This is a genomic window from Streptomyces sp. HNM0645, assembly GCF_030056615.1.
GTDB classification, from domain to species: domain Bacteria; phylum Actinomycetota; class Actinomycetes; order Streptomycetales; family Streptomycetaceae; genus Streptomyces; species Streptomyces marianii.
Genome location: NZ_JASHLT010000040.1, coordinates 22,890 through 40,543 on the forward strand (window position 1 = coordinate 22,890; position 17,654 = coordinate 40,543).

Here is a 17,654-nt window from a genome sequence, read left to right on the forward strand (position 1 = left end):
CCCACGGTTCCCCCGGGGGACAGCCCTCAGGTGTTCTGGGGCCGGGGCGGCCGCGCGCCGGACGTCGTCCCCGCCGTCGTCCCGTCCGTGGTGCCGGAATCGGTTCCGCCGTCGCTCTCGCCGCCCTCCGTGGTGCCGGAGTCGGTCCCGCCGCCCTCGGTGGTACCGCTGTCGGTGCCCTCCGTGGTGCCCGTCGAGTCGCCCGGCCCCGTGGACTCGTCGTCCGACTGCGACGGATCGGGTGAGTTGCTCGGCCGGTCGTCCGGCTGCTCCGACTGCGACGGCTCGTCCGAGGGCTCCTCCGGCTCCTCGCTCTCGGAGGGCGACCCGCTCGGACTCGCCGGGAGCTCCTCCTGCACCGGCTCCAGGAGATCCAGGTCGAACCGCTCGTCCGAGCCGCCGCCGAGCGCACCGGTCGTGTACTGCTGCCAGATCAGGGCCGGCACGCCACCGCCGTTGGCGCGGCCCTCGTTGACGGTGTCGGTCAGGGTGACCTGGCGGCCCTTGGCGTCCTCTCCGAACAGGCCGACGGCGGTCACCAGTTCGGGCGTGTACCCCACGAACCAGGCCGAGCGGTTGTTCTCCGAGGTGCCGGTCTTGCCGGCCGCGGAGTAGTCGCCCTGGGCGTTGCGCCCGGAGCCGTTCCGCACCACGCCGGTCATGGCCTGGGTCACGGTGTCGGCGGCCTCCCGGCTGATGACGCGGTCACCGCCCTCGGGCGCGGCTCCCGCCTCGCGGGTCCGGTGCTTGACGTCCTTCACGATCGACGGCACGACCTGCTCGCCGTGGTTGTCGAGGGTCGCGTAGACCGCTGCCATGTCCCAGGTCGAGGCGCCCATCGTGCCGAGCGACATCGCCGGCCGCACCGGCCAGCCCTCGCCGTCGTGCATCCCGAGGCCGACCGCGGTCTCCTTCACCTTGCCGGGGCCGACGTCCACGATCATCTGGGCGTACACCGAGTTGATCGAGCTGTTGGTGGCTCTCTGGACGGTGACGGGGCCGTAGCTGCGGTCGTCCTCGTTCTCCGGCGCGAAGGGCGTGTCGCTGCCCTCCACCGGGCGCTTGCTGTTGCCGTCGTAGATCGTGCCGAGGCCGATCCGCCGGCCGTCCTGGGTCTCGGCCCCGTTCTCCAGTGCGGAGGCGAGCACGACGGGCTTGAACGTGGACGCGGGCTGGTAGTCGCGCCGGGTGGCGTTGGAGATCCAGTGCTCGGTCGCGCCGACCCCGCCGTACAGGGCGACGACCTTGCCGGTCTTCGGGTCGACGGAGGTCGCCCCCGCCTGGACGGTCGCGTCGCGCGTGTCGCCCTCGCGGTCGAGCTTCTCCTCCAACTGCTCGCCGACGGCCTCGACGAGGGCGTCCTGGCGCTTCTTCTCGATGCTGAGCGTGATCGTCCAGCCGCCGGCCTCGATCTGGTCCTCGCTGACGCCGCGCCTGGCGAGTTCGGCGTTGGCCGCCTTGACGAGGTATCCGGTCTGCCCCTCCATGCCCGGGGCCGCCTTCGGCTTCTTCGGCACGGGGAACGTGAGGGCCGAACGCGCCGACGCGTCCAGCCAGTTCTCCCCGACCATGTTGTCCAGGACGTAGTTCCAACGCTCGGTCACCAGCTTCCTGCCGGTCGGCGAGGCCACCGCCCAGTCGTACTGGCTGGGGGCCTGGAGCAGGGCGGCGAGATAGGCGCCCTCGGCGACGGTCAGCTTCTGGGCGTCCTTGCGGTAGTACGCCTGGGCCGCGGCCTGGATGCCGTAGGCGCCGCGCCCGTAGTAGCTGGTGTTCAGGTAGCCGGCGAGGATCTCGTCCTTGTCCTTCTGCTGGTCCACCTTCAGCGAGATCACCAGCTCCTTGAGCTTGCGGGTGACCGTCTGGTCCTGGTTCAGGTAGTAGTTCTTGACGTACTGCTGGGTGATCGTGGAGCCACCCTGCTTGCCCCCGCCGGTCAGGGTGTTGAAGACACCACGCGCGGTTCCCTTCAGGTCGACGCCGGAGTCCTTGTAGAAGGTCTTGTTCTCGGCGGCGACGAAGGCCTTCTCGACCTCGTCCGGGATCTTGTCCAGGCCGACGATCTCGCGGTTGACGGAGCCGGTACGGGCCAGGATGGAGCCGTCGCTGTACTTGTAGACGTTGCTCTCCTTCTCGGCCTGCGCGTTGGCCGTGGGGACCGGCACCAGCAGGTAGACGATGAAGAGCGCGCCCATGCCAAGCAGGCAGAGGGTGAAGAAGGTGCCCAGCAGCTTCCGCCAGGTGAAGAAGCGCCGTATCCCCCCGGCCTTGCCCGCCCGGCGCGCGTCGCGCTGCCGGGTTCTCCGCGCTTCCGCTCGGCCCATCGCTTCGTCGCTCCGCTCTCTGTTCCGCGCTCGTCGTTGGTCGTTGGTCTTTGGTCGTGCCGTACCCCGGCGTTCTTCGCCAGATCAGCTCAGAAAGCTAACACCGGTCGTACAGACAAAGGACCACCGATCCGGTCTTTTCCGGACGTGACAATCAGCACCCGTCTCACAAGGAACCGACTCACGAGGGGTGCACAGGGTTGCCGGTTCAGATAATGTGTAATCACATTGCTAGCTAGTCGGGCCGCCGGTGCGGCCCGCGGAACGGGGGACGAGAATGCCCGCGACCAGCACATCCCTGCGCCACGACGACGCACCCGAGATGCCCGCACCGAAGGTCAGGGAGTTCGCCGCGCACAGCATCGGCGGCGGCCTGGCACTGCTCCTCGCCCTGGCCGGACTCGCGGCCGGCGTCGCACTGATCGTGACGGGCCCCACAGCGACGGCGACGGCCGCCGCGGTCGCACTGGTCGTGCTCGGAGTCGTCGTGGTGGGCGCCTCCGCCCTCTCGATGTGCGGACTCAACATGATCGCGCCGGGCGAGGCACGGGTGGTGCAGCTCTTCGGCCGCTACCGGGGCACGATCCGCACGGACGGACTGCGCTGGGTCAACCCGCTGACCACCCGGGCGAAGATCTCGACCCGGATCCGCAACCACGAGACCGCGGTGCTCAAGGTCAACGACGCCTACGGCAACCCGATCGAGCTCGCCGCGGTGGTCGTGTGGAAGGTCGAGGACACCGCACAGGCGACGTTCGAGGTGGACGACTTCCGGGAGTTCGTCTCCACCCAGACCGAGGCGGCGGTGCGGCACATCGCGATCGAGTACCCGTACGACGCTCACGACGAGGACGGCCTGTCGCTGCGCGGCAACGCCGAGGAGATCACCGAGAAGCTCGCCCTGGAACTGCGCGCACGGGTCGAGGCCGCGGGCGTCCACATCGTCGAGTCCCGCTTCACCCACCTCGCGTACGCACCCGAGATCGCCTCGGCCATGCTCCAGCGCCAGCAGGCGGGGGCCGTGGTCGCCGCCCGCCGGCAGATCGTGGACGGTGCGGTCGGCATGGTGGAGACCGCGCTGTCGAGGATCGCCGAGGAGGGCCTCGTGGAGCTGGACGACGAGCGCAAGGCCGCGATGGTGTCGAACCTGATGGTGGTGCTCTGCGGGGACCGCGCCGCACAGCCCGTCCTGAACACGGGCACGCTCTACCAGTGACCCCTCCCGAACGGAAACAGGTGCTTCTGCGGCTCGACCCGGCGGTGTACGAGGCGCTGGCACGCTGGGCATCGGACGAGCTGCGCAGCGCCAACGCGCAGATCGAGTTCCTGCTGCGCCGGGCACTGTCGGAGTCGGGCCGTCTGCCCGGCGGCGTCAGGCCCATCCCCCGCCGCGGACGGCCGCCGAAGGCACCGCCCGAGGAGTAGCCGGGGCCGTCTCCGCAGGGCGCCCGCCGTTCGGAGACCGCCGGCCGGCGAGGCGGCCGCGCGGGAGCGGAGCCCCGGAACGGAAGAGGGTGACGACGCCGGCGGCAGGCCGTCGACCGGGCCGGCCGCGCCATGACGGGCGTCGGTGTCGTCGCGGCGCCCCCGGTGACGCTCCTCAGCCTGCCGGCGCCGCTCCGGCCGATGCGACCGGAAGGGCGGAGGCGGCGAGCCCGCCGTCGTGGAGCACGCGCACCGGGAGGTCCCCCAGCGCTTCCCGGAGCGCGCCGGCGAACTGCTCGAACTCGCCCTGGCGGGCCGCTCCCGTGCGCATCGCCAGGGCGACGCGGCGGGCCGGGGCCGGGTCCGCGAAGTAGCCGGTGGCCAGGGCCGGATTGCGGCCGGTCTCGACCTGGACGGCGGTGTGCGGGAGGAGGGTGACGCCCAGTCCGCCCGCGACCAGCTGGACCAGCGTGGACAGCCCGGCGGCCGTGGTGGTGACCGGCGCCCCCTCGGCGCGGCCCGCCTCCCGGCAGATGTCGAGGGCCTGGTCGCGCAGGCAGTGGCCCTCGTCGAGCAGCAGCAGCGGGAGCTCCCGGAGCGCGTCGCGCGGAATGCCCTCGCGGCCGCCGAGCCAGTGGTCGTCGTGCGTCACCAGCACGAAGTCCTCGTCGAACAGCGGCAGTTCCGTCACCCCGGGCACCCCGAGGGGGACGGCGAGGAGCAGCAGGTCGAGCCGGCCAGCCGAGAGCCCCTCCAGCAGCGACGACGTCTGCTCCTCGTGGACCTGGAGGTCCAGTTCCGGGTAGCGCTCGTGGACCAGCCGCAGCACGCTCGGCAGCAGGTACGGCGCGACGGTCGGGATCACCCCGAGCCGGAGCACCCCGGTGAACGGCGCGCGTACCGCCTCGGCCTCCTCCAGCAGTTCGCCGACGGCGTCGAGGACCGCCTTGGTCCGGACCGCCAGCCGCTCACCCGCGGACGACAGGAGGACCTTCCGCGTCGTACGCTCCAGCAGCTGGACACCCAGTGCCTCCTCCAGCGCCGACACGGCCCCGGACAGCGCGGGCTGGCTCATCCCGATTGCGGCGGCCGCGTCCCGGAAGTGCAGATGCTCGGAGACGGCGGCGAAGGCGCGAAGCTGAGCGAGGCTGGGCTGCTTGCCCCGATTCGACCCATTCTTCGCCACCACTGATAAGCACCTCCGATCACGGCGACCCAGTCTAGCTATTTCTTTGATCAATGCACTCTGTGCCAGGGTGGGGATCCGTCCAACCCCCCGGAGGCCCTCACGAGGGGCTTCCTGTTGCAAGGAGAGCGCGTGCTCACTGTCGGTGACCAGTTCCCCACCTTCGAACTGACCGCCTGCGTCTCGCTGGAGAGCGGCCAGGAGTTCGAGCAGATCACCCACAAGTCCTACGAGGGCAAGTGGAAGGTCGTCTTCGCGTGGCCCAAGGACTTCACCTTCGTCTGCCCCACCGAGATCGCCGCGTTCGGCAAGCTGAACGACGAGTTCGCCGACCGCGACGCCCAGGTCCTCGGCTTCTCCGGCGACTCCGAGTTCGTCCACCACGCCTGGCGCAAGGACCACGACGACCTGCGTGACCTGCCCTTCCCGATGATGGCCGACTCCAGGCACGAGCTGATGCGCGACCTCGGCATCGAGGGCGAGGACGGCTTCGCCCAGCGCGCCGTCTTCATCGTCGACCCGAACAACGAGATCCAGTTCACGATGGTGACCGCCGGTTCCGTCGGCCGTAACCCCAAGGAGGTCCTGCGGGTCCTCGACGCCCTGCAGACCGACGAGCTCTGCCCCTGCAACTGGACCAAGGGCGAGACCACCCTCGACCCGGTCAAGCTGCTGGCCGGTGAGTGAGCATGGCGCTCGATGAGCTGAAGTCCGCCCTGCCGGACTACGCCAAGGACCTGAAGCTGAACCTCGGTTCGGTGATCGGCAACAGCGACCTCCCGCAGCAGCAGCTGTGGGGCACCGTCCTGGCCTGCGCGATCGCCTCCCGCTCGCCGATCGTGCTGCGCGAGCTCGAGCCCGAGGCCAAGGCCAACCTGTCCGGCGAGGCGTACACCGCCGCCAAGTCGGCCGCCGCGGTCATGGCGATGAACAACGTCTTCTACCGGACCCGGCACCTGCTGTCGGACCCCGAGTACGGGACGCTGCGCGCCGGTCTCCGGATGAACGTCATCGGCAACCCCGGTGTCGAGAAGACCGACTTCGAGCTGTGGTCGCTGGCCGTCTCCGCGATCAACGGCTGCGGCCAGTGCCTGGACTCCCACGAGCAGGTGCTCCGCAAGGCGGGCGTCGAACGCGCCGTCGTCCAGGAGGCCTTCAAGATCGCCTCGGTGATCCAGGCCGTCGGGACCACGCTGGACGCGGAAGCCGTTCTGGCCGAGTAGTGACGTCCCGGCCGGACGGCCGGACGTGAGGAGGGCGCCCCGCCCGGCTGCGTGCCGGGCGGGGCCCTCCTCGTACACGGGGTTCCGCAGATCGCCGCCCGGACCGCGGACGCCACCGTCGCGCCGCCGAGCGCCCACAGCCACGGCCTCCGGGGTCGCGCGGGCCGACGCTCGTCACCGGACACGGTCCCGCCCGCACGGCGACGGTCTGACCCGTGCTCGGGGGCGGGGGACCGGCCCCGCGCACCGATTCGGGCGGAATGTCACGTGCGTTCCTCGTCCTCCGGGGGCGAGGACTCGGGCTTCGGCGCGGTCGGGGGCGCGGTCGGGGGCGGGGGCGGGGACGGGGCGAGGTCCATCACCGTCGCCCCGTGCGGAGCGGGACCGATCCGGCTCACCTGGCCCCGGCCGTACGCACGCAGATAGGTGACCACCGTGTTCGTGACCGCGACCAGTGGCACCGCGACCACCGCGCCGCCGATTCCGGCCGTCAGACCTCCGGTGGCGACGGCGAGGACGACGGCCAGCGGATGGACGCGGACCGCGCGGCCGAGGATGAACGGCTGCAGCACGTGCCCCTCGATCTGCTGCACGGCGAGCACCACCAGCAGCACCGTGAGGGCGGTGAACACACCCTGGGTGACCAGTGCGACGACGACCGCGAGGGCCCCCGACACGACCGCACCCACGAGGGGGATGAAGGAGAACAGGAAGATGAAGACGGCGAGCGGAACGGCCAGCGGCACATCGAGGAAGTAGATGCCCAGTCCGATGAAGATGGCGTCGATGAGGGCGACCACCACCGTGCCCCGCACGTACGCCGTCAGCGTCCGCCAGGCGCGCGGGCCGGCACCGGCGACACCCGGGCGGGCCGCCGAGGGGACCAGCTTCAGGGTCCACTGCCAGATCCGCTTCCCGTCGTAGAGCAGGAACAGGGTCGAGAACAGCGCCAGCAGCATCCCGGTGAGGATCTCCACCATCACGCTCACGCCCTCGAGACCGGCGGAGGTGATCTCCTGTGTGTTGGTGCCGATGGTGTCCTGGAGGTTGTTCGCGATGTCGTTGATCTGGCGCTCGGTCACATGGAACGGGCTGTTGAGCAGCCAGCGCTTGAGCTCCTCGATACCGTCCTTGACCCGGTCGGCGACGTTGTCGAGGTTGTCCATCACCTGCCAGACGACGAACCAGCCGACGAGGCCGATGACGACGAAGCCCAGGATCGCCGTGACGGCCGTGGCGAGCCCGCGCGGCAGGCCGAACCCCCGCAGACGGGCCACGGTCGGCTGCAGCAGCGCGGTGACCAGCAGGGCCGCGACGAAGGCGAGCACGACGAGTTGGACCGCGCCGATGACACGCATCAGCACCCAGAGCGTTCCGGCCAGGACCAGCAGCCGCCAGCCCGCCTCGGCCGCGACCCTCATGCCCCAGGGAATGGCCTCGACCGGATGGGGCCTCACCGGAACGGCCGGGGCGTACGCGGGCGGCGGCGGGACGTGCTCGGGCGGGTTCACGGCGCCGAGATCGCCGTCACCCATGCCGTTGCCGTTGCCCGCGGCCGCGGCCCGGCGCTCCTCCAACCGTGCCCCGAGCCGGGACAGTCCGGCCCCCAGCCGGCCCAGCCAAGCTGGCGTCTTCGACATCTCGTGCTTCCCTCTCCCCCCAAGGTCCGCCCCGACCGTACACGCACCGAGCCCCCCACCGTCGGACGGTGAGGGGCTCAGCGGAGTCGAGCAGCCGGAACTCCCGGGAATCCGGGGCCCGGTCGGTACCGGTTGTCCGTCTGGTACCGGCCGTCGGGCCGGTACCGATGGTCGGCCTAGTACCAGTTGTTGGCCTGCCAGAACGACCAGGCACCGCAGGGGCTGCCGTACCGGTCGTTCATGTAGTTGAGGCCCCACTTGATCTGGGTCGCGGGGTTCGTCTGCCAGTCCGCGCCGGCGGACGCCATCTTGGAACCCGGCAGCGCCTGGACGAGGCCGTAGGCACCGGAGGACGGGTTCTGGGCCCGGTAGTTCCAGCTGGACTCGTGGTCCACGATGTTGCTGAAGCACTGGAACTGGTCACCGGGGACCATCTGGCGGGCCATCGCCTGGACTTCGGAGACGCTGTACGAGGACTGCGTCGCGAAGCTGGAGGCGTCACGGACGGCGGAGCGGCTGGCGCGCTCCTCGGCCTCCTTGGCCTCGGCCTCGCGCTGGGCCTTCTCCTCGGCGGCTTCCTTCTTCGCCTCGGCGTCCTTGGCGGCCTGGAGGCGAGCCGCCTCCTCGGCGGACTTCCTCGCGGCCGCGTCGGCGGCGGCCGCCTGCGCGTCGGCCTGCTGGGTCAGGGATGCGACCTGAACCTGGGCCTGCTCACCGACGGGGATGTCCGCGAGGAGCGTCGCGTCTGCCGCGGTCGTCTCCAGGTTGTCGCCGTTCGCGGGCACGGTGTTGCCCGAGGCAACACCCACGACAGCGCCGACAGTGGTGACTGCGGTGGCGGACGCCACTGCGAATCCCCGGACCGAGATCCGGCTCACACGGTTTCCTTCCAGCATCGCCCGCACAGGTGACCTCGCGGGCGCGATCGTGCCCCTGACACTGGCACTCCCTCTTGCTAGGTCACGGGAGGCACGGGCCCGGTGGGCGCTCCCTTGCGGGAGTGCCGCGTGGTGCTCGGGCGGCATACGGCGGCGTCTGTGGAGTTGTGTGCTGCCGCACCCCTGAGGGTGCGGCTGTGCCGTATGCGGGGCCTGACGGAACCCAGACTCTGCCGGAAGCCGATACCGCAAGGCAATTCATGGCTGCGTGTGAAAGCTCACACCTCGTTTGTCCCAGGAGTTTCTTGGAAAGGGCGGCACGACACGACGCCGCCCGGCTAAGCTCCTTCGCTTCACCGGGCGGCGTCAACTCCCAAGTCGGGCAGGTCCTGTCAGATCGGTCCGTCCTCCAGCATTTCGGTCACCAGCGCGGCGATCTGCGAGCGCTCGGACCGGGTGAGCGTGACGTGCGCGAAGAGCGGATGGCCCTTCAGCTTCTCCACGACGGCGACGACCCCGTCGTACCTCCCGACACGCAGATTGTCCCGTTGTGCCACGTCATGGGTCAGGACCACCCGCGAGTTGGCCCCGATACGAGACAGAACGGTCAGGAGGACGTTCCGCTCCAGGGACTGGGCCTCGTCGACGATGACGAACGCATCGTGCAGCGAGCGCCCGCGGATGTGGGTCAGCGGCAGCACCTCGAGCATGCCCCGGCCCAGGACCTCCTCGATGACCTCGCGACCTGCCACCGCGGAGAGCGTGTCGAAGACCGCCTGCGCCCAAGGGCTCATCTTCTCGGCCTCGGTGCCGGGCAGATAGCCCAGCTCCTGCCCGCCCACCGCGTACAGCGGCCGGAAGACCATCACCTTCTGGTGCTGCCTGCGCTCCAGGACGGCCTCCAGACCGGCACAGAGCGCGAGCGCGGACTTGCCGGTGCCCGCCCGGCCGCCCATGGAGACGATGCCGACGTCCGGGTCGAGCAGCAGATCGAGGGCGATGCGCTGTTCGGCGCTGCGGCCGCGGATCCCGAAGGCCTCGCGGTCGCCGCGGACCAGCCGGACGTTTCCGTCGGAGGCGACCCGACCGAGGGCCTTGCCCCGCTCCGACTGGAGGACGAGCCCGGTGTGGACGGGCAGATCGGACGCCTCCGGAACGTACAGGCGTTCCTCCTCGAAGAGGATGTCCACCTGTTCCGCGGACAGGGCAAGTTCGGACATACCGGTCCAACCGGAATCCGTGACCGCGAGCTCCGCGCGGTACTCCTCGGCGAGCAGGCCGACGGAGGACGCCTTGATGCGCAGCGGCAGGTCCTTGGACACGACGGTGACGTCGTACCCCTCTGCCTGGAGGTTACGTGCCACCGCGAGGATCCGTGAGTCGTTGTCACCCAGCCGGTAGCCGGCGGGAAGCACCCCGGGGTCCGAGTGGTTGAGCTCGACGCGCAGCGTGCCGCCGAGGTCGCCCAACGGGAGGGGTGCGTCCAGGCGGCCGTACCGGACCCGGTAGTCGTCGAGCAGGCGCAGCGCCTGCCGGGCGAAGTAACCGAGCTCCGGGTGGTGCCTCTTGGCCTCCAACTCCGTCACGACGACGATCGGGAGCACGACCTCGTGCTCGTCGAAACGCGAGACGGCATTGGGGTCGGCCAGCAGGACGCTGGTGTCGAGAACGTAGGTGCGCCTGTCGGACATGCGGCGCTTTGTGCTGTTCACCACGGAAGGACGTACCCCCTCGGCTGAGATCGGGGTGCGACGGCGTCGCGTACTTGGGGTCTCCCCGCCGAACGGCAGGGGACAGGACCGGTCTCCGGCCACGATGCACGGGCCGGGCACCGGCCCCCCGTTCCTTCCGTGCTGGCCGCACGGTCGTCCTGGCGCAAAGGGCCTCCCGGGCGAGCGGCTCGGTGCCGCGCGCTGCAGAACGGCATCCGGAGCGGGTGTCCGGATGTCGACCTGTCAGGGATATTCCCTCGAACAAGCAAGGCCATGCCATGGCATATGACGACGCGTCGATGAACATGCGGTGACCACGCCCGGGACCGCACCCACGGACACGCGAACACCACCCGATCGGCCCCTTGCTCCAGGGCCGAACGTGCGACCGGTCGTCAAGATCCCGCCACCCCGCCCGCGGAACCCACCGCGGTGCGGGCCCGCACGCGCTCGAACGGGGACCACCGCCCCGGACCCCGGCCGCGAACGGGGGCGCACCACCGTCGGACGGGGGTGGGTCCGGGCGCGGACCGCTCCCGGACGGGCCCTGGCGGGGCGGCCCGCCCTCAGGCTCCGTAGCGGCGGTGGCGTGCCGCGTAGTCGCGGAGGGCGCGGAGGAAGTCGACCTTGCGGAAGGCCGGCCAGAAGACCTCGCAGAAGTAGTACTCGGAGTGGGCGCTCTGCCAGAGCATGAAACCCGACAGGCGCTGCTCGCCGCTCGTGCGGATCACCAGGTCGGGGTCGGGCTGTCCGCGCGTGTAGAGGTGGGACGCGATCATCTCGGTGTCGACGATCTCCGCGAGCTCCTCGAAGGTCGTCCCCTTGGCCGCGTGCTCGTTCAGCAGGGAGCGGACCGCGTCCGCAATCTCCTGGCGGCCGCCGTAGCCGACCGCGACGTTGACCAGTATCCCGTCGACACCGAGCGTCGACTGCTCCGCCTCCTTGAGGACCGACTGGGTCCTGGCGGGCAGCAGGTCCATGGTCCCCACGTGGTGCACCCGCCACCGGCCGTCGGCGGCCAGATTGCGCACGGTGTTCTCGATGATGCCGAGCAGCGGGCGCAGCTCCTCCTCCGGACGGTCGAAGTTGTCCGTGGACAGCATCCAGAGGGTGACGACCTCGACGTCGGTCTCGGCGCACCAGCCCAGCAGCTCGGAGATCTTGTCGGCCCCGGCCTGGTGTCCCTCCGCGGCCGTGCCGCCCGACGCCTTCGCCCAGCGGCGATTGCCGTCCAGGATGACGCCGATGTGCTTGGGCACCTGGGCGTGGTCGAGGCGGCCTTCCACCCGGCGTGCGTAGAGCCCGTACACCAGGTCGCGCAGGTTCACAGTCCTTAACCCCTCCGTGCTGTGGCTGACCCCCCGACGCCCGTCACACTACTGCGGAGCGGCCGAACGCACCCAACCCGGTCTGTCACAAGTCCGTGATAGGGAGGGAAGCGTGAACGACTCCCCCTATTACCGTGCAATCGAGAGCCGCTACGACTCGATGGAGTACCGCCGCACCGGCCGCAGCGGGCTCAAGCTCCCCGCGATCTCCCTCGGCCTCTGGCACAACTTCGGCGACGACCGCACGCTCGCCTCGCAGCGGGCGATCCTGCGCCGCGCCTTCGACCTCGGCGTGACGCACTTCGACCTGGCGAACAACTACGGGCCTCCCCCAGGGTCCGCCGAGCTGAACTTCGGCAAGCTGTTCGCCCAGGACTTCGCCCCGTACCGGGACGAACTCATCGTTTCCACCAAGGCCGGATATCTGATGCACCCCGGCCCCTACGGCGAATGGGGCTCCCGCAAGTACCTGATGTCCTCGCTGGACGCCTCCCTGAGGAGGATGGGTCTGGACTACGTCGACATCTTCTACTCGCACCGCTTCGACCCGCACACCCCGCTGGAGGAGACGATGGGCGCGCTGGCGTCCGCCGTCCAGCAGGGCAAGGCGCTCTACGCGGGCGTGTCCTCCTACAACGCCGAGCAGACCGCCGAGGCGGCCGGGCTGCTGAAGGAGATGGGCGTCCCGGCCCTCATCCACCAGCCGTCCTACTCGATGATCAACCGCTGGATCGAGGACGACGGGCTCCTCGACACGCTCGAGGCGGCCGGCATGGGCTGCATCTCCTTCGCGCCGCTCGCCCAGGGGCTGCTCACCGGCAAGTACCTCACCGGCATCCCGGAGGGCTCGCGGGCGACGCAGGGCAAGTCCCTCGACCCGCACCTGCTCTCCGACGACGTGCTGCGCCGGCTGCGGGGCCTGAACGAGATCGCCCAGCGGCGCGGCCAGTCCCTGGCCCAGCTGGCGCTCAGCTGGGTGCTGCGCGACGACCGGATGACGTCGGCGCTGATCGGCGCGAGCAGCGTCGGGCAGCTGGAGGAGAACGTGGCCGCGCTGCAGGCCGCACCGCTCACCGGCGAGGAGTTGAAGGAGATCGACGTCTTCGCGGTGGACACCGCCGGGACGAACATCTGGGCCGGTCGCAGCTGACCCGGCGCCCCGGGTCGCCGAGGCCAGAGAAAACGGGCCGGTCCGTGGGGGGGATACGGACCGGCCCGAGGGGGGGTTTCCACCATAACCCTTCGTGAGGGCAGACGCGTGCTGCGGCATGCCGCCACTACTCTCCGAGATCACGTGACTGCGGTACGGAGGGGGAAAGGGCCAGCGCAGGGGCCGTGTCAGGTCGCCGCGCCCGGCCCCGCCCGTACTCCCCACGGGGGACCCGGGGTGTGGTGCACCCGGTTGACGTGGCCGGGGGGAGGCACCGGCGCACGGGCGGCGGACCCGGCAACGCGGGCGGCGAGGGGACGACGACGGCCGACGCCCCGGCGGTGGTTCCTGGCGGCCGAGCCTCACCGCGTGCGCCTCAGCAGCGTGATGCCGTCGCGCGCCGCGACGCGCTCGTAGCCGTACGCCCGTTGCGCCGCGTCGAGTTCGGCCTGCTGCTGCTCCGGCGGATACGGCCAGTGGCCCGTCTTGTACGGCCACGCCTCCGGGGCCTCGCGGTCGTGGATGATCCATTCCGCGGTGGGCCTGGGCAGCCGCTTCCGGTCGTACTCGTACAGATGCCCTTCGACGGGCCAGGTCGGGAAGAGCACGACGTCGCACCGGGAGGTGAGCTGGGGCACGAGCCGGTTGGAGGCGGCCACCGTCGCCCCGTCCGGGATCCGCTGGAGGAGTGCGCGGGCGGCTTCGACGTGCGGGGTCGTGCGCCAGGCGGCCCGCTGCGCCAGCTGGGCGAGCGGGAAGGACGGCAGCATGACCACGGTCACGGCCAGGACCGTGGCCAGGGAGGCGCGGACATGGCGCGCCGCGAGCGGATCGCCGGACTGCCGCCAGCGGCCGAGGACGTCGACGAGCCCGGCGAACACGACCGGCATGAGGACGGCGCTGTAGTGGAAGGCGGTCCCCCAGTGGAAGGCGTTCTCCGACAGCATCCGCCAGGCGAGCGTCGGCGCGGCGATCAGCGACAGCGGTGACCTCAGGGCGAGCAGGGCGCTCGGGGCGAAGACGAGCACGAGCGTCATGGCCTTCACGTCCGGGCGAAGCGCGTCGAGCGGTGCGAAGGCCATCGTGGCGAGGAGCGAGCCGTGCCCGTCGGTGAGGTTGCCCCCGTGTGCGTACCCGCCGCCGGGGTTGAAGGCGGGCAGCAGCAGCTTGATCTCGATCGCGCTGCCGACGAGCCCGGCCGCGGCCGTCGCGATCCCCAGCTTCCGGGGCCCCTGCCACGCCACGTACGCGCCGACCGCCGCGAGGGTCAGCCCCAGATCCTCCTTGATCAGCAGCAGGGGAGCGGCCCAGACGACGGCCCTCCCCCAGCGCCGCCGGCCGAGCGCCTCGAGGGCGAAGGCCAGGAGCGGTACGGCGAGGGCCACTTCGTGGAAGTCGAAGGCGGCCGCCGAGGCGATGCCCCAGCTCGCGCCGTAACCGAAGGCGACGACGTGCGCGGCGCGGCGGCCGAGCGTCCGAACCGCCCAGCGGGCGAGCGGCACGACGGCCACGGCGAGCAGGACGGACTGGGCCAGGAGCAGACAGAGCGGGGACGGCCAGAGCCCGTAGAGCGGGGCGAGCACGGCGATCAGCGGGTGGAAGTGGTCGCCCAGCAGATTGAAGCCGTCCCCGCGCAACGGGACTACGGGGGACTGGAGTTGGGCGTAGGCGCGTACGGCCTGCTCGAAGATGCCGAGGTCGTACCCCGTGGTGCGCAGGAGTTGGTGACGGCGCACGGCGACGGTCGCGTAGAGCAGGGACAGGACCGCCGCCCAGACCCAGGGGAGGAGGGCGACGACGGGACCTTCCGCCGGCCGGGCGTCCGCGGAAGCCGGAAGTGGCTTCGTCTGCGTACGCAAGACCGTTAGATTGTCAAAGAATGTCCGCATACGTCGGCATGCTAGAGGGCGCCGTCCGCGGCGCCGTCCACATGACCTGGGATCTCCCCCTCGTGGCGGCCACCCATGGACCTCGCGACGGGCGCGGACGCGGGACCTCCCCGGGACGACGACGGCTGGTCTCCGGCGCGTCCCGGCACGACGGACGTGCCCCCGCACGTGGAGCCCGGTCGGGGCCCGGCCATCGCCCGGTGCCGTCCGCGGCGCGCATCGCGATGCCGTGGCGGCCGTGTCGAGGGCCGGGCGGCCCCTCGGGCCGCGGCCGAGCAGGTCGGGGCTAAACGGACAACGCCCCCAGCAGCAGCCCGATCAGGGTGCCCGAGATCATGAACGGCCCGAAGGGGATCGCCGTCCCGCGCCCCGCCCCACGGAGGAGCACGAGGCCGAGCCCGTAGAAGGCGCCCAGCAGGAACCCCGCGAAGGCGCCGACGAACAGCACCTCCCACCCGTACCAGCCGAGCGCCACACCGAGCGACAGGGCCAGCTTCACATCGCCGAAGCCCATGCCGTTCGGATTGACGAGGAAGAGCACGAGGTACGCGGCACCGAGCACAAGTCCGCCGAGCAGCGCGGCCGGCCACGACCCCCCGGCACCGGGGAGCAGAGCCGCACCGCCGAGCAGCGCGGCCGCCGCAGCGGCCAGCGGCAGCGTCAACCGGTCCGGGAGCCGGTGGACATTGCGGTCGACGAGGGCGAGCAGTACGGCGACGGGCGCGAGCAGCAGCCATACGGCCAGCTCCGGACGGGGCCCGACGGCCGCGGCGAGCGCGGCGCAGGCGAGGGCGGTGGCCGCGGGCACGACGGGCGAAAACCGGTAGGTTGCGGGCTCCCGGACGGCGGCGACGGGATCTCCCGTGCCACCCCGCTCGGCCGCGCCCGGCCGGTCCGCTGTCCTCCGCTCGCCCGGCACTTCGTGCGTGCCGGTCCCGGGCGCCGCCCCTGCGGCGACGGGCGCGGGCGGTACGGGCACGGGCGGCACCGCGCAGCCGGCACAGCGCGCGGCCCCCAGCCAGCCCTGCGCGGGCCCGGTGATCGGATGGCCGGCGGGACAGGCGTCCCGCCACGTCTCCTCCGGCTCGACGGACATCCGGTAGGCGGGGCGCGCCACCAGGACTCCGGCCGCGGCCCCCCACAGGGCGGCGGCGGCGATCAGCGTGACGTACGCGTACTCCACGGTCCGACCCTAGGGCCGCGAGGCCCCGGGGTCATGGGCCCACGGGCCCACTCTCCGGCATCCGGGGCCCACGGCCGCCCGACTCCCGCTACGGTCTGGGCACATGGGCGGATGGCAGGACGGCAAGGGCACGCTGACGGTCCCCGGCCGGGAGGAACCGGTCGAGCTGCTGGTCGCCGCGTCGTACGGGGCGCGGTACCGGGGCCTGCTGGGCCGTGACGGCCTGGACGGCGCGCTCATGCTGACGCCGTGCACGAGTGTGCACACCTTCCGGATGCGCTTCGCCATCGACGTGGCGTACCTCGACAGGGAACTGCGCGTCCTCGACGTCCACACGATGCGCCCGGGGCGGCTCGGGCTGCCGAGGCTGCGCAGCCGCCATGTCCTGGAGGCCGAGGCGGGGGCGATGGCGCAGTGGGGTGTGCGTCCGGGGGTCCGGCTCGCGATCGGCGGACCGGGGCGCGGGGCACCCTGACCCGTGAGCGTCGCTCCGGGCCCGGCCCGGGCTCAGGGCGGTCCCGAACCGAGCAGCGTGAACGCCCCGTACGCCCCCGAGGCGACGGCGAGCAGCGCCACCGCCGGCGCGGCCGTCGTCCGGCGGGCCGGACGCGCGAGGGCGACCGCCGCGGGCAGCAACAACGGGAAGGCGGGCATGATCAGCCGTGGGCGGGAGCCGAAGTACGCGGCGCCGATCAGTGAGATGACGACGATCCCCGCCCCGTACACCAGCAGCGGCAGCGGCTGGCGCTGCTTCACGCACAGCCACACCACCCAGAGGAGCAGCCCGATCGCGGCGACGAGGCCGATGCCGGCGAGCGGAACGGGGCCGCTCAGCTGCGCGCCGACGAAGCGGGCGAGTGCGACCCCGCCGTCGATGTTGTTGCCCCAGGCGGCCTGGACCTCGAAGTAGGCCGTGGGGCTGCCCTGGCGCACGGCCACGAAGACGACGTACCCCAGCCAACCGAGCGGCGCGACGACCACGCCCACGGCCGTCCGCCAGGTCAGGTCCCTTCTGAACAGCCTTACGAGCCCGGCGACCCCGAGGGCGGCGACGAGCGCGGCGGCCGAGGGCCGGGTGAGCCCGGCCAGCGCGCAGAGCGTCCCCGCGGTGATCCAGCGGTCGGTCAGCACGGCGTACAGCGACCAGGCGGCCAGCGCGGTGAACAGCGTCTCGGTGTACGCCATCGACTGCACGAAAGCGGTCGGGTACACGCCCCACAGCACCGCCAGCAGCACCCCGGCCCGCTGCCCCGCCACATGCGCGCCGACGGCGTAGACGCCCCAGGCGGCGGCGAACGCCGCGATCCAGCCGATCACCAGCCCCGCCGTGGCGGCGCCGACCGGCAGCACCTCGGAGACCGCCCGCTCCAGCGCGGGCAGCAGCGGGAAGAAGGCCAGATCGGAGTGGACGCTGCCGTCGGGCAGCGTCACCTCGTACCCGTATCCGTTCTCCGCGATCCGGACGTACCAGACGGAGTCCCAGCGCCCGTTCAACCGGTGGAGGGCGTCCTTGCCCTGCACCGCGGCGGCCACCGCGAGGATCGCCGCCCCCAGCGCCCGGACGGCCGCGTAGCCCAGGAGTGCGGGGGCGGCACCGGGGAGCCCGGGCGGGACGGGCGCTCTGCGCGGACGCGTGCCCTGCGGCTCGGACTCGGGCTGGTCAGACATGCGCCCGATTATCGCCGCGGGGTGGAAGTGACCGCGCTCACGGTGCGG

15 protein-coding genes are annotated in these 17,654 nt (G+C 71.6%); 6 read left to right on the plus strand and 9 right to left on the minus strand.

Going from position 1 to position 17,654, the window contains the following annotated elements:
- Window positions 1-26: 26 nt before the first annotated feature.
- A complete protein-coding gene (locus QMZ92_RS25060) occupies window positions 27-2,324 on the minus strand; it encodes a transglycosylase domain-containing protein (RefSeq protein ID WP_283299732.1) in 2,298 nt (765 codons plus the stop codon).
- Between the two features lie 277 nt (window positions 2,325-2,601).
- Here QMZ92_RS25060 and QMZ92_RS25065 point away from each other — a divergent pair, with 277 nt between their 5' ends.
- Together QMZ92_RS25065 and QMZ92_RS25070 are read left to right on the plus strand one after the other, a co-directional pair.
- Window positions 2,602-3,540, plus strand: coding sequence for an SPFH domain-containing protein (locus tag QMZ92_RS25065; protein ID WP_283299733.1), 939 nt, complete (start codon window positions 2,602-2,604; stop codon window positions 3,538-3,540).
- The gene (locus QMZ92_RS25070) at window positions 3,486-3,749 is read left to right on the plus strand and encodes a type II toxin-antitoxin system antitoxin (RefSeq protein WP_502962133.1); all 264 of its coding nucleotides are present in this window, start codon (window positions 3,486-3,488) and stop codon (window positions 3,747-3,749) included. The genes QMZ92_RS25065 and QMZ92_RS25070 overlap by 55 nt, the downstream gene beginning before the upstream one ends.
- Before the next feature lie 175 nt (window positions 3,750-3,924).
- On the opposite strand, the gene QMZ92_RS25075 is transcribed toward QMZ92_RS25070, so the two are convergent.
- On the minus strand, window positions 3,925-4,938 hold the full coding sequence (locus tag QMZ92_RS25075) for a hydrogen peroxide-inducible genes activator (RefSeq protein WP_283299734.1): 1,014 nt from the start codon (window positions 4,936-4,938) through the stop codon (window positions 3,925-3,927).
- A gap of 129 nt (window positions 4,939-5,067) precedes the next feature.
- Between QMZ92_RS25075 and QMZ92_RS25080 the strand changes: the two genes are divergently transcribed.
- Together QMZ92_RS25080 and QMZ92_RS25085 are read left to right on the plus strand one after the other, a co-directional pair.
- Window positions 5,068-5,622, plus strand: coding sequence for a peroxiredoxin (locus QMZ92_RS25080; protein WP_283299735.1), 555 nt, complete (start codon window positions 5,068-5,070; stop codon window positions 5,620-5,622).
- Window positions 5,623-5,624: 2 nt separating this feature from the next.
- Window positions 5,625-6,158 carry an alkyl hydroperoxide reductase gene (locus QMZ92_RS25085; protein WP_283299736.1) on the plus strand — a complete coding sequence of 178 codons (534 nt, stop codon included), beginning with the start codon at window positions 5,625-5,627 and terminating at the stop codon, window positions 6,156-6,158.
- 263 nt (window positions 6,159-6,421) lie between these two features.
- On the opposite strand, the gene QMZ92_RS25090 is transcribed toward QMZ92_RS25085, so the two are convergent.
- The 4 genes from QMZ92_RS25090 to QMZ92_RS25105 form a co-directional block, all read right to left on the minus strand.
- Window positions 6,422-7,798 carry an AI-2E family transporter gene (locus QMZ92_RS25090; protein WP_283299737.1) on the minus strand — a complete coding sequence of 459 codons (1,377 nt, stop codon included), beginning with the start codon at window positions 7,796-7,798 and terminating at the stop codon, window positions 6,422-6,424.
- Window positions 7,799-7,974: 176 nt separating this feature from the next.
- Window positions 7,975-8,676 (minus strand): aggregation-promoting factor C-terminal-like domain-containing protein, encoded by a 702-nt coding sequence (locus tag QMZ92_RS25095; protein ID WP_283299738.1) that lies wholly within the window; start codon window positions 8,674-8,676, stop codon window positions 7,975-7,977.
- Window positions 8,677-9,068: 392 nt separating this feature from the next.
- Window positions 9,069-10,391, minus strand: coding sequence for an RNA 5'-3' helicase PhoH2 (gene phoH2, locus QMZ92_RS25100; protein ID WP_283299739.1), 1,323 nt, complete (start codon window positions 10,389-10,391; stop codon window positions 9,069-9,071).
- Between the two features lie 563 nt (window positions 10,392-10,954).
- Window positions 10,955-11,716 (minus strand): isoprenyl transferase, encoded by a 762-nt coding sequence (locus QMZ92_RS25105; RefSeq protein WP_283299740.1) that lies wholly within the window; start codon window positions 11,714-11,716, stop codon window positions 10,955-10,957.
- Between the two features lie 112 nt (window positions 11,717-11,828).
- Between QMZ92_RS25105 and mgrA the strand changes: the two genes are divergently transcribed.
- Window positions 11,829-12,866 (plus strand): L-glyceraldehyde 3-phosphate reductase, encoded by a 1,038-nt coding sequence (mgrA, locus tag QMZ92_RS25110; protein WP_283299741.1) that lies wholly within the window; start codon window positions 11,829-11,831, stop codon window positions 12,864-12,866.
- Window positions 12,867-13,228: 362 nt separating this feature from the next.
- Here mgrA and QMZ92_RS25115 read toward each other — a convergent pair whose 3' ends face one another.
- Both QMZ92_RS25115 and QMZ92_RS25120 read right to left on the minus strand, forming a co-directional pair.
- Window positions 13,229-14,725 (minus strand): DUF2079 domain-containing protein, encoded by a 1,497-nt coding sequence (locus QMZ92_RS25115; protein WP_283299742.1) that lies wholly within the window; start codon window positions 14,723-14,725, stop codon window positions 13,229-13,231.
- Between the two features lie 316 nt (window positions 14,726-15,041).
- The gene (locus QMZ92_RS25120; protein WP_283299743.1) at window positions 15,042-15,938 is read right to left on the minus strand and encodes a prepilin peptidase; all 897 of its coding nucleotides are present in this window, start codon (window positions 15,936-15,938) and stop codon (window positions 15,042-15,044) included.
- A gap of 103 nt (window positions 15,939-16,041) precedes the next feature.
- Here QMZ92_RS25120 and QMZ92_RS25125 point away from each other — a divergent pair, with 103 nt between their 5' ends.
- Window positions 16,042-16,413 carry a DUF192 domain-containing protein gene (locus tag QMZ92_RS25125; RefSeq protein WP_283299744.1) on the plus strand — a complete coding sequence of 124 codons (372 nt, stop codon included), beginning with the start codon at window positions 16,042-16,044 and terminating at the stop codon, window positions 16,411-16,413.
- A 32-nt stretch (window positions 16,414-16,445) separates the two neighbouring features.
- On the opposite strand, the gene QMZ92_RS25130 is transcribed toward QMZ92_RS25125, so the two are convergent.
- The gene (locus tag QMZ92_RS25130) at window positions 16,446-17,606 is read right to left on the minus strand and encodes a mannosyltransferase family protein (RefSeq protein WP_283299745.1); all 1,161 of its coding nucleotides are present in this window, start codon (window positions 17,604-17,606) and stop codon (window positions 16,446-16,448) included.
- Between the last annotated feature and the right edge of the window lie 48 nt (window positions 17,607-17,654).

Coding starts and splice junctions, on each gene's coding strand:
- QMZ92_RS25060 (WP_283299732.1), bottom strand. CDS start 2,324: ATGGGCCGAGCGGAAGCGCGGAGAACCCGGCAGCGCGACGCGCGCCGG.
- QMZ92_RS25065 (WP_283299733.1), top strand. CDS start 2,602: ATGCCCGCGACCAGCACATCCCTGCGCCACGACGACGCACCCGAGATG.
- QMZ92_RS25085 (WP_283299736.1), top strand. CDS start 5,625: ATGGCGCTCGATGAGCTGAAGTCCGCCCTGCCGGACTACGCCAAGGAC.
- QMZ92_RS25090 (WP_283299737.1), bottom strand. CDS start 7,798: ATGTCGAAGACGCCAGCTTGGCTGGGCCGGCTGGGGGCCGGACTGTCC.
- QMZ92_RS25125 (WP_283299744.1), top strand. CDS start 16,042: ATGGGCGGATGGCAGGACGGCAAGGGCACGCTGACGGTCCCCGGCCGG.
- QMZ92_RS25130 (WP_283299745.1), bottom strand. CDS start 17,606: ATGTCTGACCAGCCCGAGTCCGAGCCGCAGGGCACGCGTCCGCGCAGA.